Raw genomic sequence first — 25,254 nt, 5'->3', positions numbered from 1 at the left:
CTTCAGTTTTAAAAATTGATGAGTATTTATTACAAATGAAATGAATATTAATCTTTGCTTTATTGTGTAAGCTATGAATAACAAATCTATACTTTTATACCTTTTTCTGGTTGTTTCTCAATTCTCCTATGCTAAAGATATATATGTATCTGCTGATGGAGATAACAGTCATGGTGGAACATCATTAGCGTTAGATGCGGTAGCAGATTTATATACCGCTTTTACGTTGGCAAGTAATGGAGACGTGATTATAGTTGATGGAACGGCTGGTGTGATTGCTCATCCAACGGAATTTGCAATGAATAAATACCTCACAGTAAGAGGGCAGAATAATGCAATAATTGATGCTGATGGAAATAGAAAAATATTTAACTATACACCAAAAGATGTAGATGCTTATTTAACGGTAGAAAATATCTCATTTATAAATGGTAATGGGTATTATGATACAGATTATCAAAGAGGGGGGGGCTTTTTTGTAAATACAACAGGTACTCTAACACTTAAAGATTGTGTTTTTGAAGGGCATTCAACTACTAAGCATGGTGGTGTATTTTCAATTCAACAAGGGAATGTACTTTTTGAATCTTGTGTGTTTAATAACAATAACCTTGCAGGAAATTTTAATGGTGGAGTAATCTATTCAGAAACTGATTTGGCAGTAGATATAACAATTACTGAATGTTTATTTACAGAAAATACTGTACAAGGCAATGGAGGGGTAGTAAGTCTGTTGTTTAAAGATCATGCTACAGATACTTATTTAAAGAATTTTAAAGTAACAAATAGTACTTTTTATAATAATTCATCTCTTAAATCTGGTGGAGTAGTTAATGATATTAGTACAGGGGAAGGAACTATAGAATTTGAAAATGTGACCATTTCAGGTAACAAAACAGATGGAAATGCAGGTAATAGTGGTGGTTTAATGCTAAATAGTGCAACATCTACTTATTTAATTGAGAATAGTATTATTTATGGAAACAAGACATTCTCTAATGGAGAGGCAATCTCAGATTTATCAATGAATGATGCCGCAAAAATTACCATTAAGTCTACTATTTTTGGTGCAATTGTTAAGAATGATATCACATTTCTAGAAGACGATAGTAATGCAAATACATCACTTGATGAGCAAACTGTTTATGGTTCAATAGCTACAGCAACAAATGAGAATATTCCAACATTAACACTTACTTATGATGCAGCGAATGGCGTGTTTTCATTTGCGTCTGATGCACTACCTATCAACTTTGCAGATGCCACTTTATTAACGGGTAGTGATGATCATTCATTCTTATCTGATCAATTAGGAAACGTAAGAAGAGAAGTAAACAATGCCATAGATGCTGGAGCTTATCAGTTAGATGGAGAAGCAACTGTTGAAGAAGTTTTAGCCGATGTTATTGCACCAACTGACCCAAGTAATCTTGTGTTTTCAAACATAGAGACAACTAGTTTTGATGTTGCATGGGATGCCGCTACAGATGATATCATGTTTAGCCATTATGAAGTACAATTGAATGATGCAACACCAATTACAACTACTGAATTGACGATTTCTTTTAGTGGTTTAACAATAAGTACTTCGTATACGGTAAAAATAAAAGCAATAGATTATAATGGAAATGAGTCTAATGTAGTTACAGTTGATCAGGTAACTGCCAATAAAGTGATTTATGTAAAAGCAGGTGATGATACAGGAAATGACGGACTTTCTGCTGATGCACCTTATGCTACTTTATTAAAAGCCTACAACAATGCAATAGATGGAGATACTATTGAAATAGATGGAACTATAGTATATGATACATCAATTGGTATCACTAAAAACCTAACAATTAGAGGTGTGAATACTGCCACTTTAGATGCCCAAAATACATTGAAGTTTTTTAACTTCACTAAATCTGAAACGGATAGTTACTTGGAAATAGAAAATATATCATTTATAAATGGTAACGGTGAATATAATGGCAGTACAGCTCAGATGGGAGGTGCTATACTAATGAATTCACCAGGAAAAGTGACAATTACTGAATGTATTTTTGATAGTAATACTTCTGAAAAAAATGGAGGAGTTTTAGCAATTCAAGATGGAGAAGTTGAAATTAATGCATCTCTTTTTAAGAATAATTCTGCTGGTGGTGTTTCTATTAGTGGTGGAGTAATTCACCTTTTATCAACCACAAACGATGTTGTTTTAAAAGTCAACCAAACAGCTTTTCTAAATAATACTTCAGCAACACATGGAGGGGTGTTAAATGTACAAACTAATTCAGCAAATGGCTTTAGGTTTGATGCATCATTTACAAATTCAACTTTCTATGAGAATCAAACTAGTTCAGCAGGTGGTGTGATTTTTTTAGGGAACACAGGTGATGGTACATTATCACTAACTAATGTGACAATGGTGAACAATAGAACATTAGCAAATGAAGGAAATTGTGGAGGTATTCGTTCTATTAATGAAGATGCTGTTGTAACAATTAATAACTCTATAGTATATAACAACCTCGCAAATTATAATGATGCTGATGGTAGCGGGTCAATTTCAGATATTTCTACTAATGATTACCCCAACTTTACTATAAACCATAGTATTGTTAGTGCAATAGTTGCTAGTAATACTATTAATGGTAGTAATACATTAAATGGAACAGTGAATGGAAGTGATGCACCTGAATTAACTTTAAATGCTATAAATGCAGATAACGTAGTCACCTTTGATAGTGATGCCATTGCTGCCAACCATGGTTTAGCATCATACCTTTCAGCTTACCCTACTCATGAGACGTATTTAGTAGATCAATTGGATAATGTAAGAATTGTAGAAGATGATAAAATAGATTGTGGTGCTTACCAAGTAGATGCTACTTCTAACATTGCTTTAGTTCTAGAGGATAATCAAGCTCCAACAGATGTTGCAACCATTACTTTTGATGAAGTAACCTATAATTCAATTGATGTATCATGGACTGCATCAACTGATAACATAGAGGTGACAAGTTATAAAATACAATTGGACGGAGGAAGTCAGATCGAAGTATTTGAGACAAATTATAAATTTGAAAGTCTAGCGGCTGAAACAGCATATGAGGTGAGTGTGACAGCAGTAGATATTGCAGGGAACACCTCTAATGTAGTGAGTGAAACAACCACTACATTAGAAGAACCTGCTACGCCAATTGTACCTACAAATGTTTTGGTAAAAGAAGTTTCTCAAACAGAAGCAATTGTAACATGGGACGACCCTGCAGACGATGGATTATCATTTGAAGTTAGAATTGATGGGACAACTTATGAAACAAGTGAATTTTCTTATGTTTTAGAAGGATTAACTGCTGCTACTGACTATGATGTTTTTGTGCTTTCAAAAAATTATGTTGGTGATAAATCCTCCGAAAATTCAACATCATTTAGCACACTTTCTGTAACAGATACGGTAACAATTTATATAAATACCGCTGGCGATGATACAAATTCAGGGCTTAATTCTGTTAACGCTGTAGCTACTTTAAAGAAAGCAGTTGAGTTGACAAGCGATAATGATAAAATTATTATTGATGGAACAATTACACACACTGAAGCAGTTACAATTAATGAAAGTCTAGAAATTATTGGTCAAAATGATGCTGTACTAGACGGAGGTGACGCTATTAAATTTATCAGTTATTTAGACAAGACAGATGGAAGTTATTTGACGTTAGAAAATATAAGTTTTAAAAATGGAAATGGAACGACAGATGGAGCAACAGCACAATTAGGAGGCGCAATGCTTATTAATACTGTCGGGACTTTGACTATCGACAATTGTATTTTTGAGAACAATAAAACAGCTAAAGGAGGAGGGGCATTAGCTGTTCAATCAGGAACTGTGAATATCATGTCTTCTTCATTTATTGGTAATGAAACAACTTCAGGAACCAATGGGGGAGTGTTTTTAGTAAATTCTAATGGCGGAGATTGTGATATTAATATTTACCAGTCATTAATGAAAGATAATGTATCTGATAATCATGGCGGTGTTATGATCATTGAAGGAAGTAATAATTCAAGTAATGTATTTATTCAAAATTCAACACTCTATAACAATGGTACAACAAATGCTGGAGGAGCTATTTTTGGAACAGGTTCTACAGTTAGTAATTTAACCTTTGAAAATAGTACCATTACAAATAATTATACCTTAAATACCATTGGTAATGGAGGAGGTATAAGAGTAGTAAATCTTTCTCTAGATGTTTTAATCAACAATACAATTTTATATGAAAACGAGAGTAATTATGGTACTGTAAATGAATTGATGTCAGATTTATCATTAAAACTAAATGTTATTGGAGTGGTCAATTCATCAATAGTTGGTACTGTTGTCGAATCTGTAAATAATGCCATGTTTACAGACGATGGTATCACACAGAACGGTACAGTATCAGGTGCTGTAGCAAGCGATGTTCCATCATTATCTTTATTAGCTATTGATGAGAATGGAGTAGTAGGTTTTGCCAATGATGCACTTCCTGTTGCTTTTGCAAATGTTGATTTATACACTAAAGAAGAGGGTAGTGGAAACGTATTAGATCAATTAAACAATCTTCGTACCGCTAACAGCGGGAAAATAGATTGCGGTGCTTACCAATTAGATGGGACAGCACTTGTAGATGATTCGGGCAGTAATTTACCTGTGGAATTAATACGTTTTGATGCAAATGTAATGGATAGAATAGTACAATTAACTTGGGTTACAGCAAGTGAAGTAAACAACGATTATTTTGAAATTCAAAGCTCTATAGATAGACAACAATGGACTACAATTGGAACACAAAACGGAGCTGGTAATTCTGATGTTACGAATACGTACAACTTTAAAGATGATAATGCTACCTTAAATGTAGAATCGTATTACAGATTAATTCAGTATGATTTTGATGGCGATTACAGTATAACTACTCCAATACGAGTGCTTGTAAAGAGCGATGATATTTTCTATAGAGCTTATCCGAATCCAGCTCAAAATAAAGTCAATGTAATTTCTTCTAATACAATAAAAAGAATTAGAATTTTGGATCGATTGGGCAGGGAGGTATTACAGAAAAATGTTGATGAAAAAACAATAACACTTGATATTTCGAAGCTGAATAAAGGTATATATATCTTGAATATTGAACATGCAAATGGTAAGTATTCACAGTTAAAATTGGTTCGGGATTGATTAGGATTAAAAATATATATTTAGAGAAGTAATGATTATGAATCTGATACAGAAAATAATTTTTCTAAAGTTGTTACATAAGGACAACCATCAAGATTTTCTTTTGTAAATCCTGCTAATTCTTTAATATCAAAATGATATCTTTGAAATTTTGTGTTAATTACTTTTTCTACATCAAAAACAAAATACTGATGATCTTTTCCATCTGAAGATGGATAACCGTCTAATTGTGATTTTAACTGGACTTTAGGTCCGTTTGAAGTCACAAATAATAAAACTTGATTATTGGACTTTGAGCTATTATGAAGTAAAATATATTTTGCAGAGATTAATTGAGGAGACAATTGCATGCCTCCATTTCTTTCAGCATCTGCTCTTATATTATAAGCCCATGTTTCCAATATCCAAGCTAAATGATTATCATTTTTATAATATCCAATTATTACATTTGTTTCAGATGGAATAAGTAATTTATTATTTGGCTGTAATTCAGGGATATATTTAATCAATACATCTTTTTTATTACCTCCTTTTAGAATTCTGTTCTTATGAAATTCTATACTACCTCTTTGAGAGGTTCTGTCAAGATAGTGCTTTATAACATCTTTGATAAATAATTTTATTTCAGATAATCCTTGCTTGTCCCTAGTTGGTCTCAAAGGAAAAGCTCCTAACCCAGGTAAAATTTCATGAAAACTTCTGATTTTATCACTTTCTTTTTTACCTGGGTAAATAACATATGCACCACTTGACCTTCTAATTGCATCCTTATAAGCATGCATCTTTAACAAATCTACTCTCTTATATGTTGAGGATTCATCAAAATCATCTTCACTATCTGATCCTAACAATTGTGTGATATTGGCTATCTTGTATTTAGCATCAAAATGAATATGAGTAATTAAATCATTTACGATTGCTTGTTTCTCCGAAAATTGTGAGGGCCACAAAGTGATAGTATAATCGGGTCTCATTTGCTTTGTCCAGCTTCCTTCTTCGGAAATTTTATTTTTTCTACTGAATGTTCTATTAAAACTAAATTTGATATTTAACTCTCTCTGATCAGATATATATTTCCCTTCTAAAGCAGTATGAACACCTTGTTTTAATTGTAGTCCTAAACCATCTTTTGTATCACTTATTAAAGATGATATATCGGTTTTTTTTATTTCAAAAATTTGTTTAATAATCTCTAGAAGTGCAAAAAAGACCCAATATTCATATAATGTAGCTACATCTCTTTTACCTGCTCGATATACATCATCTCCACCTTTCCAAAAAAGTTTAGCAGCAAGATCAAACATCAGCCAAGATTTGTATACTTCTTTATACCCTCCTTTTCTTTGTAATAGAGGATTGTTTAAAGGCATCATTTTCAATTGGCTAATATCTCGAAAAATATTATGTTGTAAATAATCCTCTAGCTTATAGATGACCTGATTTATCTCTTTATTAAATCTATTCTTCTTCTTAGCGAGTTTAGGTTTTAAATCTTCACAAAAAAACAAAAACGTTTCCAGTACAAACTTGATAAACTGATTTTCTATAGTATCAACGGTATCTCTTGTCTTTTTTAAACTTACTGATTTTGGTAAAGAATTTAAACTTCCAAAATTTCTTTTTAATAATTCATCATTTATAGGAATTCTATTTGATACTTTTACAAACCGTTTAGCTATTTTATTTGTAATTCTACCTACTCTACGAATATCTTGTTCTTCTTCAAATACTTCCCATTTTGAGTTTGGTAATTCAGTAATTTGATAGATCGCCTCTTCAAATTCATCGGAGTCAATAATTGATTTAACAAAAGAAAATTTCTGATATAACGTTTCTGACCTATTATCATGATCAACAGTGTATTGTTGAGAAGCAGGAGAAGTAGTCTGCATTAATAAATCAGTGCAATATTCTGAAATATCAGTTAACATCTGACGATAATCTTTTCTATAAGACGCTTTTAAAGACCGTACTTCTATCTCAATTGTTTTAATAAAAGTACTATTTTTAAAAACAGGAATAGAGAGAGTTCCAACAAATATATTAGGTTTGATCACCCCTCTGTTAATATAGTTTGAAGTATTAAAAACTATATTTTTATCAACTTCAAGATGGTATTCTTCATTGATAATTTCCCAATCGTAAGTAAAACCTTCTATTAATTGATAAGGTGATTCTGCATTTCTATATGCTTCTTCTTTATCAATCTCATATAGAATTGGTTTATCAACAGCTTGAGGTGTAATGATTAACTCAGCTTTATCATTTATAGGTATAGAAATCTGATCTTTTGTCATATTTTATGCTTCAGCGTAACTTGCAAAACCATTATCAACTACATTTTTATACATTCTTTTCAGTTTTTCAAATGAAATTGGAAAACGTATTTTTTTACCAAGGAGATCTTCAAATTCATTGACTTCTTTTAGTTCCGTTTCTAAACACAAATTACCCAACGCATTCAAAACAGGAATAAGTTTTCTTCTTGATCCATGTAGTTTTGGTAATAGTTTTTGCATAATTGCGATATCTATTTGTCCATTAATATCAATAGAAGAGTTTATTGAATTAATAACTCCACATAATCTTGTAATCTCATTTGCACTTCTATATCCAAACTCAGCTCCTACCTTTTTGAGTTCAGTAAAAGCTTTCAATAAAGTTTCTTTTAAAACAATATCTTTTATCGTATAATTTTCATTTACAAGATCAAGAAAATTTTGCACTTGATTACTTCCTTTAGATTTAAGTAACTCTAAATCAATATTGTCATCCAACTTAAAGAAGTTATCAATATCATCCTCTGTTAATCTAAATTCAATTACATTCGCCCTATCTAATACTTTAGGAGAAAACATATAAGTTGTCTCATCAATATTAACTGTTCCAATAATAAACAGATTCTTAGGTAAAGTGATTTTCTTTGGAACTTTTTTGATATCATCTGAAGAATGAAGTTTTATCTCATCTTTAGATTCCATGGCACTTAAAAAGTCAGCGAAATACCTTTCAACATGACTTAAATTCATTTCATCTAAAATGAGAAAATAAGGTTTTTCAGAATTAGCATTTGCATTGGTAATCAAATCTAAAGCACCATTGTCAGGCTTAATATATTCTTTACTGTTTAATGCATTAGGATATCCTAATAAAGGTTCTCTATTTGTCCAATCTGCACCTACTGCTACAATTTCATATTGAGAACTATCTTCACAAATCCACATAGCAAAAGATTGAGCAAGCTTGGTTTTACCTGAACCTGAAAGACCAGAAAGAAGGACAAATGGTTTGGTGATTAGTGATGAAATATATCTAGTAATTAATAAATTATGAAAAAATAAATTTGAATTACTCAGGTCTTCATTAAAATTTGAAATCATATCATTTGTCTTAGTATCAAAAGAAGTTCTCGTTTTAATTACATCTAAATCATAATCAGTAACTAACGATGGGTCAAGAAGTTGTATAGACATGTTTCTATTATAATTTTTAGGAAAATATCTGTCTTCTGCTTTTATTGAGGTAATAAGTATTTGTTTTTCAATTCTTTTAAAAGAATCTTCATACGATACACGAAATTTTGTAATGTCTTTTAGTTCAGAAAGTGGTTCTTCAAACTCACTTTTACATTTTCCACATTTATATTTCGGTTTGATTGTTTTTCGCTTATCAAATGTTGTATTTTTGCAATGTGGACATCGATATAATTTTTTTGTAGTTGCCCATTTATCAAGTTTAATAACTTCAGCAATACCTAAAGCTTTTATTTTATCAAAAATAATTACTGAATCACCTTCTTTTATTTGTTGGCTATTTGCAACATTATTATCAAATTCATATTGTTGAGCAATTTCATCATCGTACCAGTCTTTACCATCTCCATAAACAGCATTACTACCACTACTTTTAAAAAACCATAAATTTTTCATATATAATTATTATCCTAAAGATCTTGATTCTTTATAACAAGTATAACATTCAGGTTTATTCATAGTCGACTCTATATATTGACCACATTTATGACATGAATTTTCTTCAAAATCAAAATTTTCCCAATATGACCAACTTTGATAACAATCTTTACAATAAGGTGTTTTGGGATTATAATCAATTCTAGTCTCACATCGAATACAATAACCTCTTCTTTTTTGGGGTTTTGTTGCTGTTTTTTCTTTTTTAGCAGCTATCAATTTTGCCTTTAATGGGATATGTTCTGCTGACTGAACAATAGACAAAGTTTCATTTACAGCTTTATTAAACAATTCAGTATCAAGTTTCCTATCAATTAAAACACCCATTTCCCTATTATTCTTTTCTGAGAATTCATACATATTCATTGATGTAATAATCATATGCCATTCATTAAAATAACATTTTGCATGTAAATTTTCGAAATAATAGAGTTCTAAATTCTCAAGTTCAGCTAGGGAATTTCGTTGATTTGGTTTCAATTCATCTTTTCCATAAATGATTTTTACTTGGACACCTCTCGAGGTAGAATCTTTTAATCTTTCATATAAAGTTTTAGAAGTTTGTAAATAAGGAGAAACTAATACCAGTTTTTTTTGTGCATTAAGTATAAGGTTTTCTAGATGAAAAGAAATTCCTTGTGTTGTCAAAAATTCAGCCATAATAAAAAAAGGGTAACACACCATTAAATTTGTAGTACAATAACATAAATAAATTATTCTATATCAAAAGTTTTTTGAAGTTTGTTAATTAGTTTCTTGTTAAATACTAAATTCTAATTATTTAAACCTTGTTTAATTTTTATTTAAATCCTATTATAAACGAATTTTTTACCATTATGAAATTGTATTTTCTTTAATATTCACGTTAAATCTTTATACCTATTTTTATTTAAACATCACTATTCCACCAAAAAATATAAACCTTAAAGCTTTTGCTATAATATTCTTACAAATAATTTGGCTTAAATAATTTACAACTATTAACATTGTGACATAAATAAATTTCTCGATGAGCAAACTAATGCTGACGATTAACGATTCATCCAGAAGCAAACTTTAAATAATCAAACATTAACGATCATGTTAGATAATCAAGCAAAAATGGATCTATTCGGGAGAGTAGTATCTTTATCATGTACAACAGAAGTTGATACCCAAACTACATATAATGGTATTTACCAAGAATACAAATACCAAGATTCTTCTAATGTCTTAAAAGTTATTTCTACGGAAAGAAAGAAAAACCGTTTTGAGGGTAGAACGACTTCACTCAGTGAAAAGAAAAGCCAACTGACGTATGTTGAAGGAGAGTTAGAAACTATGCTTCCAACTCATTCTAAATACAAAGAAAAGGTAGTAGAAAAAAACAAGCTTGTTGCAGAAATTAGTGAGTTAGAACTAAAACTGGAACAAAATGATGGTTTAGAAGTCTACTTTGAACAATTAGACCGTATTGTTCAACATACAGAAACGTATGTTTTATTAGAATTACTACATCATATTAAGGACCATGCCACTACAAATGGATGGGTTTTAAATTCTCCTCAATTGAAAGAACTTGAGGCAGTAGCTGTTTAATTTTTTTGAAAAAACTAGGTTAGTGCGTCAGCCACTAACCTAGTTTCTATCTATATAGTGCACATGCAACTTTTTAAAGAACAACGTATTGAATTAGAAAAATTATTAGAAGCAGAGGTGACTAAGGTAAAAATTGCCATGGCCCTCGGTGTGCATTTATCTACAATATATAGAGAAATTAAAAGAAACAGTGTCAATGGAAATTATAGTGGAGAAAAAGCACATCAATTAGCCACTGCTCGGAAAAAAGTAGTGGGGAGCTTAAGGAAATATAAAACAAAGGATGCTGTTAGAAGAAAAAATAAATATGAGTTGTATGCTCAACGCCGTTTTATTTATTGGCATTCAGATACCCCTTGGCAACGGAAAAAATATTTTATTGTTTACTCAAATAGACGTTGGCGCTTTACTCGATACAAAATAAGATGGGGATTAGAAAAATTGTATCATTATAGAAATGATATAGAATTGATTAGTCAACTAATACAATTCGAAGAGGAGAAATGGAAAGTAGAGCACACAGTACTACAGTCAAAAAAAATACATCAAAAAACAAAGCCGCAAACAAAAACTATAGTGGTTTGTACTTCTAGAAAAGAAGTAGCCTAAACTACTATGTCTCAATTTTTATTAGAACCTAAGAGATAATAAATTCAAGCTTTTATACATCATCTAGATAGTTATTAAAAACTATTTAGGTGATTTTTTTATGCCTTTTAATTATTAGTCACTCCGTAAATAGAAAATTTCCATCATTATCATTTGTAGCACAAGTTTTCGCAATTGCTCACGAATTATTGTATTTGAATAATTGTATTGACAATGTTACTCGTTCTGTGTTAAGGCAAAAATGAAGAAGAAATAAGATTAAAAGGTTGTATAGCTTAATAGCAAGAGTGTGAAGTCATTTTATAAAAAGTAATATATCCAAGCCCTCTTAATACCCTATTAATAGAATTTTAAGTTCTTGTTATGTGTTAAAATTAAATTTAGAGCACATTTAAAAGCTTTATCACAAATATGCTAAAAGCCAATTTTTTCAACTTATAACTAAAAACCAAACAACTTTGATAAAAAAAGCAAACACACTCTTCAACTTTATTCTTCTCACCTCAGTACTCTTTTCCTGTACTGAAACAGAAGTTGAAATAGAAGCATTATCAGAAAAGTTAACAGTACAAGTGAGGTACGAAGATTGGGGGCCTGCCTCCCAAAACGATGACATCACAGTTATTGTGGAACCTTCTATGGAAACCTATTCCTTAAATGAAACAGGAAAAGCTTTTGTAGAATTTTCGGAGAAAGGGACATATACATTGTATGCCTACAATAGCACGTATGGAAGTGGAAAGACAATTGTTTCTACGGAAGATAGTCTTTCTAAAATAAATCTATTCATGTTGGAAGAACAGTTCATTGATCCCAAAGTAACGATCAATTCTCCCAACGATTATGAAGGGTTTTCACCTGATGAACAAATAGCTATACTACTAACAGTATGGGATAGTCTTACAGCATTAGACGAATTACATTTTAAATGTATCAGTGATGTTGATGGAGAAATTGACATTATCAGTGAGGAATTTTTAGATGACGCACAAAAGAAAATAGTTGTTCACCCTTCAGCAAATCAAATACATACTTTAGCAATAGAAGTGAGTAATAATCTAGATATAGTTACTACAAAGAATTTAATCTTAAATACATCGGCCACTAAAAATGTTGTTTTAAACCTTACTAAGAATGAGGATAACACCGTTAGTCTGTATTGGGATAATGAAGATGATGAAGTATCTGGCTATGAAATTTACAGAGAGACAAATGATGATTTTTCGTTAGAAAAAATAGCCACATTAGGACCGTCAGCAATGATGTATTTAGATGAGGATATCCCTGTAGCGGATTCCATTTTTTATTACTTAAGAGTATACAACTCAGCGGGGTATTATAGTGTGAGTAATACCGTAACGACCAATAATAATGAATAAAACAACAAACAAACTCCTTCTTCTTTTTCTGTTCTATCCTTTCTTAATGTCCATCACTAGTTGTGAAATCTTTGGAGAGAAAGAGGTTTCAGATCAACCTGTCAGTTGTGATGATTTCAATAATTTTTCATTTGAATATGACTATTCGAGAAACATGATGTACCCTGTTCGTGAAAACGGTATTATCGCAGCTTATCAAGGTACATTTAGAGCTGAAGCGGTATTCAATCTTATCATCGACGAAAAACATCTACCTTGTAATTTTGTTATTGAGATGGATAATAGGGTTGATACATTGTCATTAAGTAAAGTACATACACATACCAATATTACTATTTATGATACAGAAAATATAAGTTATTATATGTATAATGACAATGGCTGTGAATCTGAAAAGTATTCATATTCGGCAGAAGAATTCTATTCAATAGAAACACAGAAAAGTAAGCCTCTTATTACATCAGAATGGCAATTGAAATCAGCCACAATAACCAATTCTCAATTTCCGTCACTTCCTTCAGCGTCTTTAAAACTATTGTTTACGGGGTATATGGGAGAGGGTACACTTCTCACTCATAATTTGCAAACCACAGGGCGAACTTCTTTACAAAAGCTTTGGCCAGTTATGGGAAGATGGAATTTTAATGAAGATTACACCCAAATTCTCTTAGATTCTATAGGCTTTAATGTTGTAGAATTGAATAAGGGGACATTAAGATTAGCCACTTTCTATCCTTCTAATAGTACAATTCCAGAAGAAGACAGATGTGTAGATTGTGAGTTCACCTTTGAGGCAAAAACTTTGAATGAAGCAAAAGATAAATTTTGGAAAGATCACTTTGACTTTTCTCTTTCAGGTGCTTGGCATTTTGAATTCATGACAGAGAAATTGAATACAAGAGAACCACGGGAAGGAGAAGAAATGTCAACTTTAAAAAAATATTCTGAGAAACCTTGTTCTAGTGATGAAATGAATATTTCAATTGATCCAACACATCTAAAAAATCAATTATACTTTTGTGGTCAGGTTAATAGTTACTTTATAAGTGAAAATAGTGAACGCATTTTTCCTAAAAATGAAGAATGGAAAAGAGTTGATAATGTTGAATATGGAGGTTGGGCAATAAAAAGAGGACGTTCTTTAATTTTAATTCAGAAAGTAACAGATACCATTTTTGAATTTTCAATAGAACGCAGTGGATATCTACATAATTACATTTACACTTTAAGATTTAAGAGATAATGAAGAATTACAATTTTATTGCGTGTCTACTTTTATTCTTTTCAAGTTGTGCAAAAGAAGAAATAGTAGTAGAAACTGTAGAATTTATGGAAATGAATTTTGCAGATTCTGTAAATCTTTTTTTTAGTACTTCACCCAATGTATCTGAAACTGAAAAAGCAAATTATAGAATGGATATGGAAGGGTTTTACAGTTCAGCAGCAGGGAGTCAAAAATATAAAGGACATATTTTTAGAGATGGAAAATTTGAAACTGAAAGCATGCGAATGGGAATAGGGTTTGAATCAGATGTACGTTCACAGAAAATTGATCAAGAGCGGTTTTATTGTATTGCTGATTTTTTAGATGAAATTTTCACCACAGGAGACCACATTTTATGTCAAACAGAATATTTACAATGGGATGACGAAGTATTTTTGTGTAATAATACAGTTGGCTACTTACCAAGTTATAGAGTATCTTATTATGATAAACAAAAAGATATAGTATATAGAAGCGGTTTGAAAATCCATCATCCTGAAGCCTATTTCAGAATTGATAAAATTACAGAAATATATCACGCACCAGAGGAGGAGAATAGAATAAATTCCCAGGGATTTTTATTAGAAGGTAGCTACTCCTTAATGCTTTATAATAAGAAAAGTGTTGGCTATCAAAAATATAGCTATGATTCCGTATGGGTAAGTGATTCAAAGTTTAAAATAAAATTCTTAGGACAAGCCTGTTCAGAACATCTGCAATAAGGAATAATTTTTTAACTTCAAAAACAAGCAAATATGAAAAACAAATTTTTCTCTTTTTTAATCATCCTTATAGTTACTTTTACATCATTAACAAAGGCACAAGAACACAAACAGAAAGTAACTTTTGGTATAGGTTCAGGTGTTTCTAATACCGTACTAAAAAATACTGATGACAATAACTTTGGTCCAAATATTTGGCTGAATTTCATGTACGAGCCAATTCGTAACTTATCATTTGGTTTAGAATACAATAATAGTTGGTCAAATGCTTTTGTACCACTCGAAACCTACAGAGGATCAGGAAAGATGACCTACTCAAATCAAACATCAACTTCTATCGGATCTTTAAACTTAAAGTTAAGAAAACATTTTGGTCGTAAATCTATCAAGCCCTACTTAGGTCTAATGATCAGTTATTTTATGTATAATTTGGGAGGTTATGAGTGGTCAGTAGAAGATGAATGGTTAGAAGAAATAGTGGCGAATGGTACCATTAAAACAGGAACTGCCAGTAGTTTAGAACTTTGTTTAGAAGGAGGGATTACCTATAAAAGTTTTGAAATAGGTTTTATTGTTAAACCTTTAGCAGGAGTAGATGTACCTGTTACCGAATTTTCTATAAATAAAAACCCTTTTGCCCAAGAAGGAGGCCGTAATACATATGATAAAGAATATGATAAACCCTTTAATGCTTCCATTTTCCAAATGAGAATTGGTTTCAATATTGATTTGAGTAAGAAAGAAACAAGAGAAGGGAATAGTAAGATGAACGTGTATTAGTTAGTAAAATCACTTAAAATTTTAACAACTATGAAATTGAATAAGAAAAACAAGATTAGGTACTTTTAAAGTGGATCCTATTGCTATTACATTAAGTAAAAGTGTGTATGATCTGAAAGATCATTTGGGCAATGTTCGTGCTTTAGCCTATTGGAATGGAGATCTATTAAAAACCAATCAATGGTCTGATTATTACCCATACGGCCACAAAATGGCTTCATCTACAGGTGAACTTGGCAACTACCGCTTCGGCTACCAAGGTGATTTTGCTGAAGAAGATGAGGAAACAGGCTGGAACTTCTTTGAGGCAAGGACTTATGATCCTGTGATCGGTAGATGGATGGCAGTGGATTGGAATAGCAACTTTACTTGTACATATTATTCACAAGTTTGGTTTAAAAGTACCTTAGGTTTTTTTGATGATATAAGTTTTTTGAAAGTGAAATTTCCTTATCATGGTATATCTGAAGGATGTATTATAATAGATGTAAATGAATGAGATAATTTTATGTCCTTATTTCAAGGTGATACTTATACAGGAATATTAAAATTAGATTAACATAAAAAAATAAACATGAGAAATTTCTTTTTTATATTATTCATTATGATTGGTTGTTCACCTAAAAATAGTGAATCTAGTATTAAAAACATAGATTCTACAATCATCTCAGATACTATTAATGTGATTGTAGATGAAGTACAAGAACAAACAAATGAGCAAGTATTTTTTGATAAACGAATTAATCTTGACTCTATATTAAATGAGGAATATGATTATTACTTATCATCGATTGAAGATAGTCTATTAAGTATAGTTGGATATAATACTTTAAACATAATTGATAAGATTGATTTCAATAAATTTTATAAGTCAATTGAAAAGTATAATTTTGATAATGAAGTACATCAAATTGATGTGTTTTATCTAGGAACATCATTCGTGAAAAAATATTATAATAGACATCCAGATGTAATGCGTACTGATTTAGTGTGTGGAATGATAAATAATAATACCTTGATTAATGGTAACACTATTCAAATAGGAATGTTAAAGAATGATTTATTAGAATTAGTTTTTCAACCAACACAAACTTTTGATAAAGTAATACAGTTCAATATATATGAAGATGAAACAGGTGAAGCATTCACCTCATATATATTTGAAAATGATACTTTAAAAAATATTACATTTGATTCAGATTATTCTTGGATTGAAAAGGGAATTAAATAAAGTACCTATAATTTTTCTAGGGGTGATATTATTCCGAGCTATTCAATTATTTAAATTCCAACTTATCACCTAGAAAATGCAAACTTTTTTTTACTAAAAAGCAAACACACTCTTCAACTTCATTCTTCTCACCTCAGAACTCTTTTCCTGTACTGAAACAGAAGTTGAAATAGAAGCATTATCAGAAAAGTTAACAGTACAAGTGAGGTACGAAGATTGGGGGCCTGCCTCTTAAAACGATGACATCACAGTTATTATAGAACCTTCCCTATAAGCTGATTTTTACAATAATGAATTTATAATAAATGATGAAAAACTTTAATTTAGATTTTTATGAATATTTCAACTCTGATTCAGTTAAAGCAATAATAAAAGAGAGAGTATTAGAAATGTTAAATTTTGATTACGGAGGTAACTTTAAATCTTATACAGTTTTATTATTAGTTAGAAAAAAAGACCGCAATAAATTTTTAGACTTTTACATAAAAAACTCTTACTCTTATGTTATTAATTGGTCAAGTGAAGATAGTGGAAACTTCAATGTAAATAAATGTTCAAGGTCTGAATGGAATAAATTTTATGACTCTTTTCCTTATGAAGAATATAAGGTAGAGTTTAAAGAAAACCTTGCAGCATATAGTCTCAAATCTTTTCATTTACCCTTCACAAGATTACCAAAGACTTTTAGGGAAAAGTCTTATCATGCAAATGGAATGATGACCATCGATGAAAAAAATGCAATGAAATATTATATGGAAAATTTCCATTATCACTTTCGTAGTTTTACTCACAATAAGAAATATTCTAAATATAAAATAAAGCGATTTACGAAAGAACTTAATGAAAAATATCTTTTTTCAATTTCAGTTGATTTTGATATGCTAAAGAAAAATTTCACTAATAAATTTCCTATACCTATACTTAATTATGAGATCATTAATAAAAATTTAGAGTTAGACTTTAAGAGTCAGAATGATTATTTACATGACAATAACTTAGCTGATTTTCATGTTATTAGGTTGTCAACAATTTTAGATGACTTGTCATATAAAATGTTTTTCCATGAAAGAAATAACGAAAATAATATTAAGCATGAAGTTTTTAATTGGTTTGAAGATGTGAGCAAATATATTGAAAGTCATAGTGACCTTATTATTCAAATAATTTTAGATTCTCATCTTTTAACCTCTTCTAAATAAATTATGTAGTAGGCAGTTTTAGTTTAAAAACAAACAACTGTGACAAAAAAAGCAAACACACTCTTCAACTTCATTCTTCTCACTTCAGCACTCTTTTCCTGTACTGAAACAGAAGTTGAAATAGAAGAACTATCAGAAAAGTTAATAGTACAAGTGAGATACGAAGATTGGTTAATAGTCTAATTTTCATAAATAGAAACTAAAGATGAATAAGGAATTAAATGGAAAAGCAGAATTTTTACTATTAGCTACTCCAATTTTATTCTTCACTATAATTGTTGCTGGAAGTATTCAACGTCCAGATTTACTATATGACTATATTATAGGTTATGTACCGTTATCTATAATGTTTTTAAAATACGGTATTTTATCAGAAAAAAGTAGTTTAATAACTTAGCTAAATTGAAAACAATAGAAGACATAGAACACTTGTTGAATAACTCAAAATTTAAAAGAGATATAATTCATGACTTTACAATATATACTCAAGATATTGTAAATAAAGATTACTTTTTGAGGGTTTATAAAACTCGATATAAAATATATAAACAAGAAAAAGATTCAGATATCAAAATTATTCACTCTTTAGAAGAATTAATTTCGAATTTAGAACCGCTAAATTCTAAAGAAATAATTGTCATTATTTTGAATAAAGATAATAAAGGAAGCATTTTATGTGTAGATATAAATTTTTCTAAAGTTATTGGCTTTTTAGTAAACATCATGAAGTTTAATTATTCATCAATGGTATAATTTCTCTTCTGATATTTACTATACTCTTGTATGAAAAAATGATCTTTATCCTTCAATCTCATAAACTTATTATACATATCTATTTCCTCTAATGTGCAGCTATCCTATGAATAATAAGCTATATCCCACCCCTCTTAATACCCTATTAATAGAATTTTAAGTTCTTGTTATGTGTTAAAATTAAATTTAGAGCACATTTGAAAGCTTTATTTCAAATATGCTAAAAGACAATTTTTTTTCAACTGACAATAAAATGACAAGAATAATCTGCCATATACTTACTTTCCTATCCTTCTTTTTATTACTAACACCTTACATACAAGCACAAGAAGAAGGAAATAAAACCAATTTACTTTTTATTATAACAGACCAACAAAGGTTTGATGCAATTGGTAAAGCGGGTGAGTTTGATTTTTTACAAACTCCTACAATGGATAAACTTGCAGACGAAGGTGCTTATTTTACTAATGCTTATACGCCATGTGCTGTGTGTGCACCTGCTAGAACAGTGATTCTTACAGGACAAACGGTGGAGAATAATGGTGTAAGAAAAAACGATTTTGCTTACAATGATCCCAATGAAGAGAACTATTGTGAGCAACCATCTTTTGATCAAGTATTAATAGAAAAGGGGTATTATGGAGAGTATATTGGTAAGTATCATTCTCCGATACATTTGGCAGAGGGGTATTCTGAATTTGGTTATGATACCAACGCTAGTAATATTTATACGCTACAAGATAAAAAGGAATACAATAATCTGCTGAAAAGTTACGCCAATGAAAATGGCATTAAGATCGACGAGGATGATTTGCTCAGTAGTTTCTTTAAAAACTTTTATACCCCAGATCCTATTGATTCCCGTTATCAGAAAGGAGAAGATTTTAAGAGAGAAGATGCGAACGGTAACCTATTAAATAGAACGCAGCCAGATGAACATGGAAAACTAAACCTTCCACAAGAATTAAGCTTAACCAATTTTCAGACACAGAAAGTAAGAGCAGCATTAGAAAGAGCCTCACAACAAGAGAAGCCTTTTAATATTACGATCTCATATTTCTTCCCTCATGCACCAATGCTTCCTACAGCACAATGGTATCAAATGTACCCTTTGGAAGATATGCCTATGCCAGAAAGTATTCATGATAACATGGCCAATTCTCCATATATAAATTCAAATAAAAGAACCATCATGCCAGAGTATTCGGATCCGAATAAGGTAAAATACATGATGTCTAATTATTTTGGATTAATAAGTGAAATTGATCATTATTTAGGGAGTATTCTAGAAGACTTAGAAGACTACGGTATGGATGAAAATACTTTGATTATTTTCACGAGTGACCATGGAGAAATGTTAGGGGGGCATGGTATGAGAGAGAAAAATGTATTCTTTGAAGAGTCTGCACATATTCCTTTAATTATTTGGCATCCTGGTAAAATTAAACCAACTAAAGTAGAAAGTCCAGTCTCTCTAATTGATCTATATCCAACTATTATGGATTACTTGGATATTGACACAGAGCAGAGAGATGGGAATTCTTTGAGAGGTGTAATAGAAAAGAATGAAACAAGAGACTATGCAGTTACTGAATGGGATTATAATGGAAATAATCAGCCCAACTATATGGTCATTACAGACGATGGGTGGAAATTAATTACGAGTTATAATGAGAAAAATTCTACATTAGATGCTCTTTACAACCTAAATGATGATCCACATGAGATGATCAACCTTTTAGGTTCTAATCCTGACCGTTTTTCATATAAAGCACAAGTAGATCGTTTGCAAAAGTATTTGGTAGAATGGTTAGAAGACAAAAGTTCTGCAAGAACGAGTATCATTAAAAATAAAGTACTACTTTCTTCTTCTTCGGCCTCTTTTATTTCTCAAACGGTTCCGCATACATTAACAAGCAATGCAAAGCAAGAGGTATACATTACCTTTCAAAATAGATCGAATGAAACATGGGAAATTAATGATAAATTTGTTTTAGAAAACAATACGAATACTGCGTGGGTAGGTACGAAAAGTATAACATTAGACAAATCAATAGCTCCTTTACAGTCACATACATTTTCGTTTGAAATTACTGCACCTTCAAAAAATGGGCTGTATGATTTCCAATGGAAATTAAAAAATCAATCGTCAAGTTGGGGTGAAGTGCTATCTCCAAAAATGACATTATCTGTTGGTAATGTTTCTGAGGAAGACAATCAACTAAGCTATAAAATGATGATGGGTTATCAGGGTTGGTTTTTGGCAAAAGGAGATAATTCAGGTTTTGATAAATGGAAACATTGGTTTACTTCATCAGACAATAGTACGGCTGATGATTTAGGTTTTGATTATTATCCAGATATGTCTGAATATACAGATACGTATCCTATTGACATGACAATGAGTAATGGAGAAGCAGCCACTGTTTTTTCATCGCATGATCTAAGTACCACCCAAAAGCATTTTGAATGGATGAAAAACTATGGCATTTATGGTGTCTACCTTCAACGTTTTTTAAATCCTCTTTCAGACCAAAGAATGTTTAAAGTTAGAAATGATATTTTAGACAATGTAAAAACAGCAGCAGTAACGCACGATCGTCATTTTGCAGTCATGTATGATCTTTCAGGAGTAGCAGATGATGGGGAATTGTTTAATAAATTGATTACAGATTGGGAATACATTGTAGACGAGCATAAGATTTTAGAACAACAAGAGTATGTACTTCAAAATGGGAAACCTGTAATTGGATTGTGGGGAGTCGGTTTTAAAGATAGGGGGCTAAAAGTAGAGACTTTCCAAAAAATAATAGATTATTTCCATAAAGATGCCGATCCGAAATACCAGGCTTATATTGTTGGTGGTGTGCCAGATGGTTGGAGAACACTATCACGCTCTTCTGCAACAGAACAAGGATGGGCAGATATTTACAGACAGTTAGACATGCTTTCTCCTTGGTCTGTTGGTCGTTACAACAACGATGCAAGCATGGATAAATGGAATCAAGAATATATTCAACCCGATTTAGAAGAATGTAATACACAAAATATAGATTATATGCCTGTTGTTTGGCCAGGCTTCTCGTGGCTAAATATTAAGCAAGGAGGACTCAATCAAATTCCACGTAACGGTGGGGAGTTTTACTGGAAACAAGTGTACAATGCTTTAGAAGCGGGCAATCGTTTTCTATATGTTGCCATGTTTGATGAGGTAGACGAAGGAACAGCCATGTTCAAAATGGTAGTCAAAAAAGAAGATTTACCTGTAGAAGCACAAGAACGTATAGTTACGTTAGACATGGATGGCTACCCTTGTGAGAACGATTGGTATTTAAGATTAGCAGGAGCTTCTCAAAAAATGCTAGAAGGAAAAATTGATTTATCATCACATATTCCAATCTCTTACGCAGAACCTATTCATCAGGCCGAATTTATTGATCAAGAATTACAATCGAGTATTCGTCTAAAAGAAAAAAACAATGTTAGTATCAGTATGAAAAATACAGGTACAACAACATGGACTGCTACTGATTTTCATCTTCAAAATATTGGCGATTTAAATTGGAAAGAGAATATTGTCTTTCTTGAAAAAGGAGAGGTGGTTCCTCCAAATCAAACTAAAAACTTTGAATTTGCTATTGAAGTAAAGGAAGGAGTAACAGAGAAGGAGATTAATTTTCAATGGCAAATGTTCCAAAATGATTCTTCTTTTGGAGATCAAACGGAAAATGTAGTAATGGAAATTCTTCCAGAAGATATTTTGAATAGTACCGAAAATGCACTTATTGAATTAAACGTATTTCCTAATCCAACAAATGGAAATGTAATTAATATTCATCATAATTTTAGTGCCTCTTACAAAGAATTACCTATTGCTATTTATAATTTACAAGGACAGTTATTGTATCATAGTAATATCAAAAATACAGCAAAGATACAATTGCCAATCCCTTCAAAATTACCACATGGCATGTATTATTTAAGAGTTGGCAAAGCTGTTATAAAGTTTATACATTCCTAATGGTATTGCCAGATTATATATATAGTAACAAGGCTTAATAATGAATAATCGTTTTTGAAAAAGTCTTGTTGATTGTAATCATTAAAGGTTAATTATTTCTATATAGAAAATGGCATTAATTAGGGTATTAAGTCCATATTAAGCTATAGTTAGAAACTAATTAACCTAATTTTTTACGTTTGTTTTAATAGCATGTCTTTATTGGCAGACTTATATTATAAAAGACGATTATCAATTTTTTAAAGTATGAAATATTCAAATTTACTTCTCCTTTTTATAGGTTCATTTTTTAGTTGTGCAATACAACCACAAAAAAAGGTTACGGAAACATCAGAACGACCTAATATCCTATTTATAATGTCTGATGACCATGCATATCAAGCCATTAGTGCTTATGATAATACACTCACTTCAACGCCAAATATTGATAGGTTAGCAGAAGAGGGAATGATATTTAATAATGCTTGTGTTACTAATTCAATTTGTTCCCCATCAAGAGCTGTCATCTTAACAGGAAAACACTCTCATATTAATGGTAAAACAGATAATCATTTTCCATTTAATAAAGATAATGTAACGTTTCCTCAGATATTCCAACAGGCGGGATATCAAACAGCCATGTTTGGTAAACTTCACTTTGGAAATAATCCAAAAGGCTTTGATCAGTTTAAAATACTAATTGGGCAAGGGCATTATTACAACCCTACTTTTATCACAAAGGAGGAAGGGAAAAAGGACTATCCTGGTTATGTAACAGATATTGTTACAGATATGACATTAGATTGGTTAGACAAAGAACGCGATAAGGAAAAGCCTTTTATGTTGATGTACTTACATAAAGCACCACACCGTGAATGGTTGCCAAAAGAGAAACATTACAAAGAGTTTACGAAAAAGACTTTTAAGGAGCCAGAAACATTGTTTGATAATTATGAAGGTAGAGCAACTGCTGCACATACTGCTGAAATGAATATCTTAAAGCACATGAACTGGGCAGGGGATTCAAAATTATACCCTTCAACAATGGAGGCTTTAGGGATTCCTGAGGGATCGCATTGGGATTATGATGCTTTCAATAAAGAAAGAGATAGAATGACGCCAGAGCAAAGAGAAGCTTGGGATAAAGTGTATATGCCTATGAACAAGGAATTCAGTAAGCAATATGCTTCAATGAATGAGAAAGATTTAATGAAGTGGAGATACCAAAGATATATGCAAGATTACTTAGGTACAATTGCTTCTGTAGATGAAAATGTAGGTAGAGTTCTGGATTATTTAGATGAGAATAAATTGGCTGATAACACTTTGGTAGTGTATACTTCTGATCAAGGATTCTATTTAGGGGAGCACGGTTGGTTTGATAAACGATTTGCTTATAATGAATCATTCAAAACACCGCTACTTATCCGTTGGCCAAACAAAATTAAGGCAGGGATTACTAACGAAGAAATGGTACAAAACTTAGATTTTGCACAAACGTTTTTAGCAGCTGCTGGAATTGAAGCACCTTCAGATATGCAAGGGGAAAGTTTAATGCCTTTATTAACGGGTAATGATGCTGCTTGGGATAGAGAAGCTGTTTACTACCATTATTATGAATATCCTTCTATTCATATGGTGAAGCGTCATTATGCCATTATCACAAAAGAATACAAATTAATTCATTACTACTATGATGTAGACGAATGGGAATTGTTTGATAGAAAGAACGATCCGAATGAATTGAAAAATGTTTACGATGATCCTGTGTATAAAGCTGTAGTAGAAAAAATGAAAAAAGATCTAGCAGCTTTACGTGTAAAGTATAAAGATAGTTCTGAGATTGATCAAAGATTATTGAAAAAATATATTGAATCAAAATATGCCAATAACGGGTAGTTTACTTCGAATTACCTACTTAAAATCCTAAATGTGCTATATGTTTAGGTGCTACTAGATCATGAGACCCGACAGTGTGTGGCCTAGTAATGACAATTAAAATAAGGACGACCGAAAAAGCATCAATTATTATTTAATTGATGTTTTTTTCTTTTATCCATTATTAGGCTTTATTTTTTGTCATGCAATAGAAATATTATTAAATTGAAATGTGATAAAAAATATTATTGGTATACTTTTTTATTTATCAATACTGCTTAGTGTATTTTCTTGTAGTAGAAAAGAAGAATTGGTATAAATATATAGATCCATTAGAGTTAGATGAGTTTGGATATTTACAAGGTATGATATTAAAGCATGACTCAAGTAATGGATTTAAAATAGCAAACACATCTACAAGTATGTTATTTGAAAAGTTTAGTAACTTTGATACTCGATATGATAACATAGGTCAAATTTTATACCTAACAGAGGATTCATTATTAATCAAAATGAAGACTCCTTTAAAAATTATGAAACATAAAGGTAAGTACTTACCTATAGCCGTTGATACTTTATTGTTTTTAAGTAATCCATATAAAGTTGACCCATTTCAATTAATTTGAATGAATTTTCGATTGCTATAAATATTGAGATTCCATTCGATGGAAAAATAAATGA

At 30.9% G+C, this 25,254-nt stretch carries 19 protein-coding genes; 16 read left to right on the top strand and 3 right to left on the bottom strand.

The genetic code is table 11. From position 1 onward, the window contains the following. Nucleotides 1-73: 73 nt before the first annotated feature. Nucleotides 74-5,209, top strand: coding sequence for a fibronectin type III domain-containing protein (locus KM029_RS21570; protein WP_144075881.1), 5,136 nt, complete (start codon nt 74-76; stop codon nt 5,207-5,209). Nucleotides 5,210-5,244: 35 nt separating this feature from the next. Here the strand turns inward: KM029_RS21570 and KM029_RS21565 are convergent, their stop codons facing one another. The 3 genes from KM029_RS21565 to KM029_RS21555 are packed head-to-tail and all read right to left on the bottom strand — an operon-like array spanning nt 5,245 to nt 9,840. After that, nucleotides 5,245-7,506 carry a DUF2357 domain-containing protein gene (locus tag KM029_RS21565; protein ID WP_144075880.1) on the bottom strand — a complete coding sequence of 754 codons (2,262 nt, stop codon included), beginning with the start codon at nt 7,504-7,506 and terminating at the stop codon, nt 5,245-5,247. A 3-nt stretch (nt 7,507-7,509) separates the two neighbouring features. After that, on the bottom strand, nt 7,510-9,138 hold the full coding sequence (locus KM029_RS21560) for an AAA family ATPase (protein WP_144075879.1): 1,629 nt from the start codon (nt 9,136-9,138) through the stop codon (nt 7,510-7,512). Nucleotides 9,139-9,147: 9 nt separating this feature from the next. Continuing rightward, nucleotides 9,148-9,840, bottom strand: a complete 693-nt coding sequence (locus tag KM029_RS21555) for a phospholipase D family protein (protein WP_144075878.1) — start codon at nt 9,838-9,840, stop codon at nt 9,148-9,150. Between the two features lie 420 nt (nt 9,841-10,260). Between KM029_RS21555 and KM029_RS21550 the strand changes: the two genes are divergently transcribed. The 15 genes from KM029_RS21550 to KM029_RS21480 all read left to right on the top strand — a co-directional run bounded on the left by KM029_RS21550 (nt 10,261) and on the right by KM029_RS21480 (nt 25,199). After that, nucleotides 10,261-10,758, top strand: a complete 498-nt coding sequence (locus KM029_RS21550) for a hypothetical protein (protein ID WP_144075877.1) — start codon at nt 10,261-10,263, stop codon at nt 10,756-10,758. A 63-nt stretch (nt 10,759-10,821) separates the two neighbouring features. Continuing rightward, nucleotides 10,822-11,367 (top strand): helix-turn-helix domain-containing protein, encoded by a 546-nt coding sequence (locus KM029_RS21545; protein WP_144075876.1) that lies wholly within the window; start codon nt 10,822-10,824, stop codon nt 11,365-11,367. 458 nt (nt 11,368-11,825) lie between these two features. After that, on the top strand, nt 11,826-12,746 hold the full coding sequence (locus KM029_RS21540; protein WP_144075875.1) for a hypothetical protein: 921 nt from the start codon (nt 11,826-11,828) through the stop codon (nt 12,744-12,746). Next, on the top strand, nt 12,739-13,989 hold the full coding sequence (locus tag KM029_RS21535; protein WP_144075874.1) for a hypothetical protein: 1,251 nt from the start codon (nt 12,739-12,741) through the stop codon (nt 13,987-13,989). Before KM029_RS21540 ends, KM029_RS21535 begins: the two co-directional genes overlap by 8 nt. Then, nucleotides 13,989-14,732 carry a hypothetical protein gene (locus tag KM029_RS21530; protein WP_144075873.1) on the top strand — a complete coding sequence of 248 codons (744 nt, stop codon included), beginning with the start codon at nt 13,989-13,991 and terminating at the stop codon, nt 14,730-14,732. Before KM029_RS21535 ends, KM029_RS21530 begins: the two co-directional genes overlap by 1 nt. Nucleotides 14,733-14,765: 33 nt before the next feature. Further along, entirely contained in the window at nt 14,766-15,512 is a 747-nt protein-coding gene (locus tag KM029_RS21525) for a hypothetical protein (RefSeq protein ID WP_144075872.1), read from the top strand. 70 nt (nt 15,513-15,582) lie between these two features. Further along, nucleotides 15,583-16,011 carry an RHS repeat domain-containing protein gene (locus KM029_RS21520; protein WP_144075871.1) on the top strand — a complete coding sequence of 143 codons (429 nt, stop codon included), beginning with the start codon at nt 15,583-15,585 and terminating at the stop codon, nt 16,009-16,011. Nucleotides 16,012-16,086: 75 nt separating this feature from the next. Then, nucleotides 16,087-16,743, top strand: a complete 657-nt coding sequence (locus KM029_RS21515; RefSeq protein ID WP_144075870.1) for a hypothetical protein — start codon at nt 16,087-16,089, stop codon at nt 16,741-16,743. Nucleotides 16,744-17,048: 305 nt separating this feature from the next. After that, nucleotides 17,049-17,942: a hypothetical protein gene (locus tag KM029_RS21510; RefSeq protein ID WP_144075869.1), complete on the top strand. Its 894-nt coding sequence runs from the start codon at nt 17,049-17,051 to the stop codon at nt 17,940-17,942. 39 nt (nt 17,943-17,981) lie between these two features. Beyond that, a complete protein-coding gene (locus KM029_RS21505) occupies nt 17,982-18,125 on the top strand; it encodes a hypothetical protein (RefSeq protein WP_158631171.1) in 144 nt (47 codons plus the stop codon). A gap of 22 nt (nt 18,126-18,147) precedes the next feature. Next, nucleotides 18,148-18,339, top strand: a complete 192-nt coding sequence (locus tag KM029_RS21500) for a hypothetical protein (RefSeq protein ID WP_144075868.1) — start codon at nt 18,148-18,150, stop codon at nt 18,337-18,339. A gap of 5 nt (nt 18,340-18,344) precedes the next feature. Continuing rightward, the gene (locus KM029_RS21495) at nt 18,345-18,695 is read left to right on the top strand and encodes a hypothetical protein (RefSeq protein WP_144075867.1); all 351 of its coding nucleotides are present in this window, start codon (nt 18,345-18,347) and stop codon (nt 18,693-18,695) included. Nucleotides 18,696-18,948: 253 nt separating this feature from the next. Next, the gene (locus KM029_RS21490; RefSeq protein ID WP_158631170.1) at nt 18,949-22,716 is read left to right on the top strand and encodes a sulfatase-like hydrolase/transferase; all 3,768 of its coding nucleotides are present in this window, start codon (nt 18,949-18,951) and stop codon (nt 22,714-22,716) included. 246 nt (nt 22,717-22,962) lie between these two features. Further along, nucleotides 22,963-24,594 carry a sulfatase family protein gene (locus KM029_RS21485; RefSeq protein ID WP_144075865.1) on the top strand — a complete coding sequence of 544 codons (1,632 nt, stop codon included), beginning with the start codon at nt 22,963-22,965 and terminating at the stop codon, nt 24,592-24,594. Between the two features lie 260 nt (nt 24,595-24,854). Next, complete coding sequence (locus tag KM029_RS21480) at nt 24,855-25,199, top strand: hypothetical protein (RefSeq protein WP_144075864.1); 345 nt, start codon at nt 24,855-24,857, stop codon at nt 25,197-25,199. Nucleotides 25,200-25,254: the final 55 nt, after the last annotated feature.

Source organism: Flammeovirga kamogawensis, assembly GCF_018736065.1.
Classification (GTDB): Bacteria; Bacteroidota; Bacteroidia; order Cytophagales; family Flammeovirgaceae; genus Flammeovirga; species Flammeovirga kamogawensis.
Note: the sequence above shows the minus strand (reverse complement) of the source record. Positions and strands in the feature narration are given on the sequence as shown.